Source organism: Rhodoblastus sp. (assembly GCF_052145335.1).
GTDB lineage: Bacteria > Pseudomonadota > Alphaproteobacteria > Rhizobiales > Beijerinckiaceae > Rhodoblastus.
The window spans coordinates 1-9,792 of sequence record NZ_JBKQOU010000052.1; the positions used below are offsets into that span (position 1 = coordinate 1).

A 9,792-nucleotide genomic window follows, 5' to 3' on the forward strand; every position below is an offset into this window, starting at 1 on the left:
GGTTTGCGGCGGCGGGACGATCTCGCGCCCGAGCCGTTCGCAGGCTGCCATCCGCCCCGCGATCAGGCCGACGGCGGCGCTTTCGACATAGCCCTCGCAGCCGGTGATCTGGCCGGCGAAACGCAGCCGGTTTTGCGCCTTCAGCCGCAGCGAGGCGTCGAGCACCTTTGGGGAATTGAGGAAAGTATTGCGGTGCAATCCGCCAAGACGGGCGAATTCGGCGCGCTCCAGCCCCGGGATCATGCGAAACACTTCCGCCTGCGCGCCATAGAGCAGCTTGGTCTGGAAACCGACCATGTTATACAGCGTGCCCAGCGCGTTATCCTGCCGCAATTGCACGATGGCGTAGGCTTTGACGGTGGGATCATGCGGATTGGTCAGGCCGACCGGCTTCATCGGCCCATAGCGCAGGGTCTCGCGGCCGCGCTCCGCCATCACCTCGATCGGCAGGCAGCCGTCGAAATAGGGCGTTTTCTCGAAATCCTTGAACTGCGTTTTCGGGCCGGAGATCAGGGCGTCGACGAAGGCGTCATATTGCTCGCGGTCGAGCGGGCAATTGATGTAATCGGCTCCCGTGCCGCCCGGTCCGGCCTTGTCGTAGCGCGACTGGAACCACGCCTTGTCCATGTCGATGGACTCAGCGTGAACGATGGGGGCGATGGCGTCGTAAAAGGCCAGCTCCGCCTCGCCGGTCAGCGCGCCGATGGCTTGCGCCAGCGCTGGAGAGGTCAGCGGCCCGCTGGCGATGATGACATTGTCCCAGTCCGCCGGGGGCAGGCCGGCGACTTCCTCGCGACGAATTTCGATCAAGGGCTCGGCTTCGAGCGCCGCCGTCACCGCTTGCGCGAAACCGTCGCGGTCCACCGCCAGGGCGCCGCCCGCCGGCACTTTGTGGGCGTCGGCGCAGCGCAGGATCAGCGATTCCATCGCCCGCATTTCCCGATGCAGCACGCCGACCGCATTGCCGGAGGCGTCATCCGAGCGGAAGGAGTTGGAGCAGACCAGTTCGGCGCAAAACCCGGTCTGGTGCGCCTCGGTGGCGCGCTGGGGCCGCATTTCATGCAGCACGACGGGGACGCCGGCGCGCGAAATCTGCCAGGCGGCTTCCGAACCGGCGAGGCCGCCGCCGATCACATGAACGGGGCGGGGAGGGGTGGAATTTTGATTCATCCGCCTTACTAATGCCCGCAGGGTTCAAAAAGCCAGAGGAAAGCTCGCCTTTGGCGCCGCGTCGTGCTAACCCCGCACAAATTTGTTTCGCGCCCTGCGAGGCGCCAAGGTACGAAACAACGGGAATAAAAATGTCCGACGTTTTCCGCGAAGTCGATGAAGAAGTCCAACGCGACAGGCTGACCGAACTATGGTCGAAATACTCCATCGTCGTGCTGGGCCTGGCCATCGCCATTGTCGTGGGAACCGCGATCTTCGCCTATCTGCGCCACCAGAAGCTGACCGAGGCGGAAGCCGCCAGCTCGGCTTACGAGGCGGCGGAAACGCTCGCCAGCCAGGACAAGCCGGAAGCCGCCGCTCACGCCTTCGACGACCTGGCGAAGTCTGCGCCGCAGGGCTACCGCATCCTGTCGCGGCTGCGCGCCGCCGAGGAAATGGGCCTCGTCGACCGCAACGCCGCCGTCAAGGCTTTTGACCTCGTCGCCGCTGAGCCAGGCCTCGATCCGCTTCTCGCCGACCTCGCGCGGCTGCGCGCCGGCTTCCTGCGGGTGGACGAGGCCGACAAGGCCGAGCTGGATCAGCGTTTCGGACCTTTGCTGAACGGCTCGTTCCGTCATTCGGCGCGTGAGTTTCTCGGGTTGGCGGCGCTCAAGCGCGGCGATTTCGAAGCCGCCGGCAAATATTTCGATCAGCTGGTGGTCGATCCCAGCGCTCCCGCCAATTTGCGTCAGCGCGTCCAGGCATTCTTGTCGCTGGTGCGGGGCGGCGGCAAGTTCACGCCCCCGGCGCCTTCCGCCGAACCGGCGCAGAAATAAGCCCAGATCTCACACGAGTGTGCGAGATCCGGTTAGAGCGAACGCGACCAAAGACCGTCGAACCGTCGCGCTTTGCGAGAAAAACCAAGGACACCATGACCTTTACCGTCGCCATTATCGGGCGCCCCAATGTCGGCAAATCGACCCTGTTCAACCGGCTGGTTGGCAAGAAACTGGCTCTGGTCGACGACCAGCCGGGGGTGACGCGCGACCGTCGCTCCGGCGAGGCCAAGCTCGGCGATCTCAACTTCACCATCATCGACACGGCTGGGCTGGAGGAGAGCGCCGCGGAATCGCTGACCGGCCGGATGCGCGCCCAGACCGAAAGCGCCATCGAGGAAGCCGACGCGATCTTCTTCCTCATGGACGCGCGCGTCGGCGTCACGCCGGAAGACCGCCATTTCGCCGCGCTGGTGCGCCGCGCGGGAAAGCCGCTGATGGTCATCGCCAACAAGGCGGAAGGCCGCGCCGGCGAGTCCGGCGCCTATGACGCCTTTTCGCTCGGCCTCGGCGACCCAATCGCGCTTTCGGCGGAACATGGCGACGGTTTCGCCGAACTTTACGCCTCGCTGCTCGCCGCTCTACCGGAAGCCACGGCGCTCGTCGACGAGGATGAGGAGAAGGCCGAACGGTTGGTTCTCGAAGACGACGAGGACGGCAGCGAGCTCGATCCGACCAAACCGCTGCGCATCGCCATTGTCGGGCGGCCCAACGCCGGCAAGTCGACGCTGATCAACCGGTTGCTCGGCGAGGACAGGCTGCTCGTCGGACCCGAAGCCGGCATCACCCGCGATTCCATCGGCGTCGATTTCGTCTGGCGCAAGGGCGACGTCGAGCGCGGGATGAAGATTTTCGACACCGCCGGCATACGAAGGCGCGCGAATGTCCAGGAAAAGCTTGAAAAACTCGCCGTCGCCGACGCCCTGCGCGCCGTGCGTTTCGCCGAAGTGGTGGTCATCCTGCTCGACGCCACCATTCCCTTCGAGAAACAGGATCTGACCATCACCGATCTCGCGGCGCGCGAGGGCCGCGCCCTGGTGATCGGCGTCAATAAATGGGACCTCATCGCCGACAAGGGCCCGAAGCTGATCGAATTGCGCGAGGAGGCGGCGCGGCTGTTGCCACAGATTCGCGGCGTGCCGGTGGTTCCGGTTTCCGGCGCCACGGGGCAGGGGCTCGACGACCTGATCGAAGCCATATTGCGCGTCCATGAAGTGTGGAACCGGCGTATTTCGACGGCCAAGCTCAACCGCTGGCTGGAGGCGGTGCTCGACCACCAGCCGCCGCCCGCCGTCGCTGGCCGCCGCATCAAGATCCGATACATGACCCAGCCCAAGGCGCGGCCGCCCCATTTCGTGCTGTTCGGCAACCAGCTTGACGAACTGGCGGAAAGCTACCAGCGCTTTCTCGCCAACGGTCTGCGCGAGACTTTCTCGCTGTACGGCACACCGATCCGCATCACCTTGAAACAGGGCGAAAACCCTTATGCGGGCCGCAAACGGCGGCGGTAAATCATAATAGGCCTGTCCAAGAAACGCGCCCGCATACCCCGTCGACAGACGGGCGTCTAAAGACGCTGACACATGAAACTTCCGCGTTCGACTCGAAGCGAGCATTTATCATTGAGAAGACAGAGCCACGCGCCTTTTTCGCATCTACTAGGCGACGAAATCTTTTAGCTCACGCCACGTCGGGCCACTTTCCGCGTGGCCGGGCTTTCCACAACATTGTGTTGGGTCTGGTGTGTCGGCATTATGCCGTAGCCAAGAAAACCCCACCGCAACTGGGTCGACCGAAAGACCGACTTCAGGCGGGCTTCGCGTATTTCGCCACTCCGGTAAAGTAGATCAACACGCAGCGTTTATCGCCGACAATCCAGGCATCGTGGCCTGGCGGCATGAAGAAAGCGTCGCCGGGTCCGTACTCGACCTCCGCGCCGTCATCCATCTTCACTACCATGTGACCTTCTAGGACATAGCCGGTGTGCACAGCTTGGCAGGATGGCGTTCCGGCGATCGGCTTGACGTGTTGGGACCAGCGCCAGCCGGGCTCGAAGACGCCACGGCCAAAGGTGTGATCTCCGACTGTGACGACATCAATCTTGCCCTTTCCATCCTTGAACAAGCGTGTTTCATCTGGCTTGTCGATGTGTTTGCGTTCGAGTTTGCCAACCATTTCACGTCCTCCAAGACTAGTTCTTCTATCTTGTTCTTCTATCTTGGCCGACACCCTTCCACCCAACGAGCATTATGCTATGCCCGACCTCGCCGTCGTGTCCAGACATGAATAGGAGCAGCCGATAGCTATCCGTACTCGCAAGTCCGGCCGCTTTGCATCCGCCGCCCTACGTCCAAAACTCGGCTCATGATGGCCGCTTAGGTCGTCAAACGGGAAAAGCCTTATCCCGCGAATTCGCCGCGGCCCGGCCGCAGCGCCACCGATTTCACCCGGGCGTGGACTTCCTGACCTTCAGCGAGGCCAAGCTGGTCCCAGGATTTCCGCGTGATGCGCGAGAGCAGCCGTCCGCCCTTTCCCTCCGCGCCGAGCGCCAGAACGACCAGCACTTCATTGGCGTCCATGGCTTTCGCCGAAACGATGCGCGCCGGCTCGGTATTGAGAATGGAGCTTGGACCCAAATTTTCGCGCGCCAGGCTGACGTCGCCGGCGACGATGCGGATACGGCAGCGCTCACCGATGGAAGCAGGTGCCGCTGGCGCGATGAAGCGGCCGCCGTTTACGCCGACCGTCACCAGACCGTAACCCGCATCATAGGCCTGGACCACGCCGTCGAGATTGACCGCCGCCCCGGGCGCCGTCGCCAGCGGCAGCGCCGGATCGCTCTGCAATTCGGCAAGCGGGCCGGAGGCGACAACATGGCCCTTGTCGATCAGGACAATGTGGTTCGCCAGCCGTTCGACCTCGGTCATGTCATGGGTGATATAGAAGATCGGCAGCGAGAAATGGTCGCGAAGCTTTTCGACGAAGGGCAGGATCTCAGCTTTGGTCTTGCGGTCCAGTGCGGATAAAGGCTCGTCCATCAGCAGCAGTTTCGGCTGGGTCAGCAGGGCGCGGCCGATGCCGACCCGCTGGCGCTCGCCGCCGGAGAGATTGCGCGGCGAACGGTCGAGCAGGGCCCTGATGCCGAGCAGGTCGATCACCTCGTCGAAATCGATCTCGGCGCGGTCCGCCGGCTTTTGGCGCGGCGCTCCGAACAGCAGATTGCGCCGCACCGAGAGATGCGGAAACAGGCTGGCTTCCTGGAATACATAGCCGAGCGGCCTCCGATAGGTCGGCAGGAAGAAGCCGTCGCGGTTCTGCCAGAGGTCGCCGTCGATATCGCACAAGCCATCGTCGAGGCGCAAAAGGCCGGCGATGCAGCGCAGAACCGTGGTCTTGCCGCAGCCCGATGGCCCGAACAGGGCGGTGACGCCCTTTGCCGGCGCGGTGAAGCCGGCGTCGAGCGAGAACTTGCCTATCGCGCCCTTGAAGACGGCGTGGATGGCCGCCGTCATGCGCGCGCTCCCGCGAAGCGCTTTTCGATGAGGTTCATCGACACGATGACGACGAAGGCGAAGATCACCATGCCGCCGGCGAGAATATTGGCCTCGCGCCATTGCATCGATTCGACATAATCGAAAATCGCGGTGGACATGACTTTGGTGCGGCCGGGAATATTGCCGCCGATCATCAGGATGACCCCGAATTCGCCGACCGTGTGGGCGAATCCGAGCACCGCGCCGCTGACCAGGCCGGGTGTGGCGAGCGGCAAGGCGACCCGCCAGAAGGCGCGCGTCGGCGAGGCGCGCAAAGTCGCCGCGGCCTCCATCGGCCTGTCGCCGATCGCGGCGAAGGAATTGCGGATCGGCTGCACGACGAAGGGCATGGAGGCGAAGACCGAGCCTATGACCAGACCGGTGAAAGTGAAGGCGAGGGTGCGGGCGCCCCAGAGAGGGGCGAGCACGCCGCCGATTCCGGAGGGGCCGAGCGCGATCAGCAGATAGAAGCCGAGCACCGTCGGCGGCAACACCATCGGCAACGAGACAATGGCGTTGACGGGCTCTTTCCACCAGCGTTGAGTGCGCGCCAGCCACCAGGCCAGCGGCGTCGCCACCACCAAAGTGAGAATCGTGGTGATGGTAGCCAGTTCGATGGTCAGCTTGACGGGAACCCAGATGTCGGGCGGAAGGTTGTCGAACATTTGGTTGTCGCGCTCCAGCGGACTTTTCAGGAAGGCGGGAAAAGCCAACGACGCCCTGTTGTTTCACCTCATTGGGCGGGGGCGCTTTGGTGGGCTTCCGTCGTCTCCAGCTCATAGCCGTATTTTTCGATGATGCCGCGCGCTTCCGGGCCCTGCAGGAATTCGAGGAAAGCCTTCGACGTCTCGTCATTGGCGCCCTTGTTGAGCAGAACGGCGTCCTGCCGGATCGGCGTATAAAGATTCGCAGGAACCAGCCAGCGCGTTCCTTCGGTCGAACCGTAAAGCTGCGACAGCGCGACGAAGCCCACTTCGGCGTTCCTGGTGTCGACGAACTGGAAAGTCTGGGCGATGCTGGCGCCCTGCACCATTTTCGACTTCAATGCGTCAAACACGCCGAGCGCCTTCATCGCCTCGATCGCCGCGACGCCATAAGGCGCGGCGTTGGGATTGGCGACGGCTATTTTCGAGAAGGCGCCGGCTTTCAGCGCTTCCTCGCCCTTGGTCACGTCGACAACCCTGCTCCACAGCGCCAAAACGCCGATGGCATAGGTGAAACGGCTCTCCGCGACGGCGAAGCCAGCGTCTATCGCCGCCTTCGGCCGCTCGGAATCAGCGGACAGGAACACCTTGTACGGCGCATCGTGGGTGATCTGCGCCAGGAAGGGGCCGGAAGCGCCGAAACTCAAAATGGCGTCGTTGCCGGTTTTCAGCTTGAACAAGGCGGCGATTTCCTTCGCCGGCTCGGTGAAATTGGCGGCCACCGCGACATTGGTCTGTCCGGCGTTAACGGAAGAGGCAAAAGCGGAAAAAAAGAAGCCGCAGGCGCCAGCAAGAGTTTTCAATTTCACGATTGACCCCGCTTCAGGCTGATTTGCACAAGCGCATCCGCCTTTATGCAACCCGAATACTGTACGTAATCCTAGTCGATTGCGATGGGTGTGCAATCGCAAATGAACCGCCTGCATGGAAAATCAGCGCGAAAGACGTTCGTTGCGCGGCGATTGGGCGTAGTGCAAGAAATTTAGCTCTGCTTGCGGGCTGACTATTGTCAGCCCCGGTTGCCTGAGATGCAGCCCTTGCCGCAATCGTCCGGATCGCGGCTCGGACCGTAGGCGCGGCCTGCGATGGAAGGCGCCAATCCTTCCGCGAACGCCCCGGTCGGCGGCGCTATCGCTTGAGGCGATGCGGGAACGCGGTGGAATCGTCAGGCGGCGCCCTGGAAGCGCAACAGCCGGTCTTTCGGGAAATCATAGATCTTGCCCGTCTCTCTCCACTCCGGCGCGCAGAGGTCAGCGACTTTCGGGGCGAATTCCTCCGGCGTGCGCAAGGTCATCGGATCTTCGCCGGGCATGGCGGCGGCGCGCATCTTGGTCCGCAGCGGGCCGGGATTGGCGCTCATCACCCGCACCTTCGAAACATTGAGAGTCTCGGCGGCATAGGTGCGGACAATCGCGTCCAGCGCCGATTTCGACGCCGCATAGGGGCCCCAATAGGCGGCGAATTCGTCCTTCTGCGCGGCGCCTGACGAGATGAACACCACCCGGCCGGCGTCGGAGGCGCGCAGCAGGGGATCGAGCGAGCGCAAAAGACGGTAATTGGCGGTGACATTGACGCCGAAAACCTGCTCCCACTTGTCTGGATCGCAATGGGCGATGGGGGTCAGAGGCCCGAGAATTCCGGCGTTGCCAACGAGAATGTCGAGCTTGCCCCAGCGCTGATGGATCGCCGAGCCCATCCGGTCGAGGGCGTCGAAATCCTTGATGTCGCAGGGAACCAGCGTGGCCTCGCCGCCCATGGCGCGAATGGCGTCGTCGAGTTCCTCCAGCGCGCCCTGGGTGCGCGCCAGGGCGATGACATGAGCGCCGCGCCGCGCCAGTTCCAGCGCGACGGCCCTGCCGATGCCACGGGACGCGCCGGTGACGAGTGCGATGCGACCGGCGAGTTTCTTCTCTTCGTTTGACGAAATTTCCGACATTTGGGCTCCGGCCCCAAGCCGGGGCGTTGTTATGGGCATTTCAGAGCCTGACGTAAAATGGGTCAGGCCGCGGCGAAAATGGTGTTTTTCGAGCACCGAAGCGGAACGTACTTGATGTACGTGAGCATCGGAGCGCAGAAAAACGCCATTTGCAGCCCGGCATCACCCATTTTAAGTCAGGCTCTCAGCCGGTTTCGGCCAGCAGCGACAATTGCGCCCGGATATCGACGCCGGTGAGGTCGGTCAGGGTCGTCGGGTAGTCGCCAGTAAAGCAATGATCGGTGAATTGGGGCCGCTGATGATTGCGGCCGGTGCAGCCCATGGCGCGATAAATGCCCTCGACCGACAGGAAGGCCAGCGAATCCGCGCCGATCAATTGGCGCATTTCCTCCAGCGTGTGGGTCGCGGCGAGCAATTTATCCTTTTGCGGCGTGTCGATGCCGTAATAGTCGGGATGGGTGATCGGCGGCGAGGAAATGCGGAAATGCACCTCGCGGGCGCCGGCGTCGCGCATCATTTGCACGATTTTCATCGAAGTGGTGCCGCGCACGATGGAATCGTCGAGCAGCACGATCCTCTTGCCCTCGACCACCGCGCGATTGGCCGAATGTTTCATCCGCACGCCAAGTTCGCGAATGCTCTGGGTCGGCTGGATGAAGGTGCGGCCGACATAATGGTTGCGGATGATGCCGAGTTCGAAGGGAATCCCCGAGGCGCGGGCGTAGCCGATCGCCGCCGGCACGCCGGAATCGGGCACCGGCACCACCACATCGGCTTCGAGTGGATTTTCCTGGGCGAGTTGCGCGCCCATGGCCTTGCGAACGTCATAGACCGAACGCCCATGCACGATGGAATCGGGACGGGCGAAATAGATATATTCGAAAATGCAGGGGCGGGCGGCCTGCGGAGGGAAGGGCCGCAGGCTTTCCAGCCCTTCTTCGGAAATGACGACGATTTCGCCATTTTCCACGTCGCGGATAAAATGCGCGCCGATGATGTCGAGGGCGCAGGTCTCGGACGCAAGAATGTAATGGCCGTCGAGTTGGCCCAACACCAAGGGCCTGATGCCGAGCGGATCGCGCGCGCCAATCAGCTTCTTGTTGCTCATGGCGACGAAGGCATAGGCGCCTTCGAGTTGGCGCAAGGCCTCGATGTAGCGTTCGATGATCGAATGCTTGCGCGAGCGCGCCACCAGATGAAGCACGACTTCGGTGTCGGAAGTCGATTGATAGATGGCGCCATCGCGGATCAATTCGCGGCGTATGGTCAGGGCGTTGGTGAGATTGCCATTATGGGCCACGGCGAAGCCGCCGGAATCGAGTTCCGCGAACAAGGGCTGGACATTGCGCAGGATCGTTTCGCCGGTGGTCGAATAGCGGACATGGCCGATGGCGCGGTCGCCGGGCAGGCGCTCGATGGTCGAAGCCTTGGAAAAGGTGTCGCCGACCATGCCCATGCGGCGCTCGGAATTGAAACGATTGCCGTCATAAGCGACGATGCCCGCCGCCTCCTGGCCGCGATGCTGGAGGGCGTGGAGGCCGAGCGCGGTGATGGCGGCGGCGTCGGGATGGCCGAAAATGCCGAAAACGCCGCATTCCTCGCGCAGTCGGTCGCCGTCCAGATCGAAATCGGCG

General features: G+C 63.0%; 9 protein-coding genes. 2 read left to right on the forward strand and 7 right to left on the reverse strand.

The window, feature by feature from the left end; genetic code table 11:
* Window positions 1-1,170 (reverse strand): methylenetetrahydrofolate--tRNA-(uracil(54)-C(5))-methyltransferase (FADH(2)-oxidizing) TrmFO (gene trmFO / locus ACLP2E_RS03465; protein WP_442465161.1); only part of this gene is annotated, 1,170 nt, incomplete at its 3' end.
* A 131-nt stretch (window positions 1,171-1,301) separates the two neighbouring features.
* On the opposite strand from trmFO, the gene ACLP2E_RS03470 reads away from it, so the two are divergent.
* Window positions 1,302-1,985 (forward strand): tetratricopeptide repeat protein, encoded by a 684-nt coding sequence (locus ACLP2E_RS03470; RefSeq protein ID WP_442461549.1) that lies wholly within the window; start codon window positions 1,302-1,304, stop codon window positions 1,983-1,985.
* 95 nt (window positions 1,986-2,080) lie between these two features.
* Window positions 2,081-3,496 (forward strand): ribosome biogenesis GTPase Der, encoded by a 1,416-nt coding sequence (gene der / locus ACLP2E_RS03475; protein WP_442465162.1) that lies wholly within the window; start codon window positions 2,081-2,083, stop codon window positions 3,494-3,496.
* Window positions 3,497-3,791: 295 nt separating this feature from the next.
* Here der and ACLP2E_RS03480 read toward each other — a convergent pair whose 3' ends face one another.
* The 6 genes from ACLP2E_RS03480 to purF form a co-directional block, all read right to left on the reverse strand.
* Window positions 3,792-4,160, reverse strand: coding sequence for a cupin domain-containing protein (locus ACLP2E_RS03480; protein ID WP_442461551.1), 369 nt, complete (start codon window positions 4,158-4,160; stop codon window positions 3,792-3,794).
* A gap of 224 nt (window positions 4,161-4,384) precedes the next feature.
* On the reverse strand, window positions 4,385-5,497 hold the full coding sequence (gene modC, locus ACLP2E_RS03485; RefSeq protein WP_442465163.1) for a molybdenum ABC transporter ATP-binding protein: 1,113 nt from the start codon (window positions 5,495-5,497) through the stop codon (window positions 4,385-4,387).
* Complete coding sequence (gene modB, locus ACLP2E_RS03490) at window positions 5,494-6,183, reverse strand: molybdate ABC transporter permease subunit (protein WP_442461553.1); 690 nt, start codon at window positions 6,181-6,183, stop codon at window positions 5,494-5,496. The genes modC and modB overlap by 4 nt, the downstream gene beginning before the upstream one ends.
* Window positions 6,184-6,251: 68 nt before the next feature.
* Complete coding sequence (modA, locus tag ACLP2E_RS03495; RefSeq protein ID WP_442465164.1) at window positions 6,252-7,025, reverse strand: molybdate ABC transporter substrate-binding protein; 774 nt, start codon at window positions 7,023-7,025, stop codon at window positions 6,252-6,254.
* A gap of 362 nt (window positions 7,026-7,387) precedes the next feature.
* On the reverse strand, window positions 7,388-8,158 hold the full coding sequence (locus ACLP2E_RS03500) for an SDR family NAD(P)-dependent oxidoreductase (protein ID WP_442461555.1): 771 nt from the start codon (window positions 8,156-8,158) through the stop codon (window positions 7,388-7,390).
* Window positions 8,159-8,342: 184 nt separating this feature from the next.
* Window positions 8,343-9,779, reverse strand: a complete 1,437-nt coding sequence (gene purF / locus ACLP2E_RS03505) for an amidophosphoribosyltransferase (RefSeq protein WP_442465165.1) — start codon at window positions 9,777-9,779, stop codon at window positions 8,343-8,345.
* Window positions 9,780-9,792 lie beyond the last annotated feature (13 nt).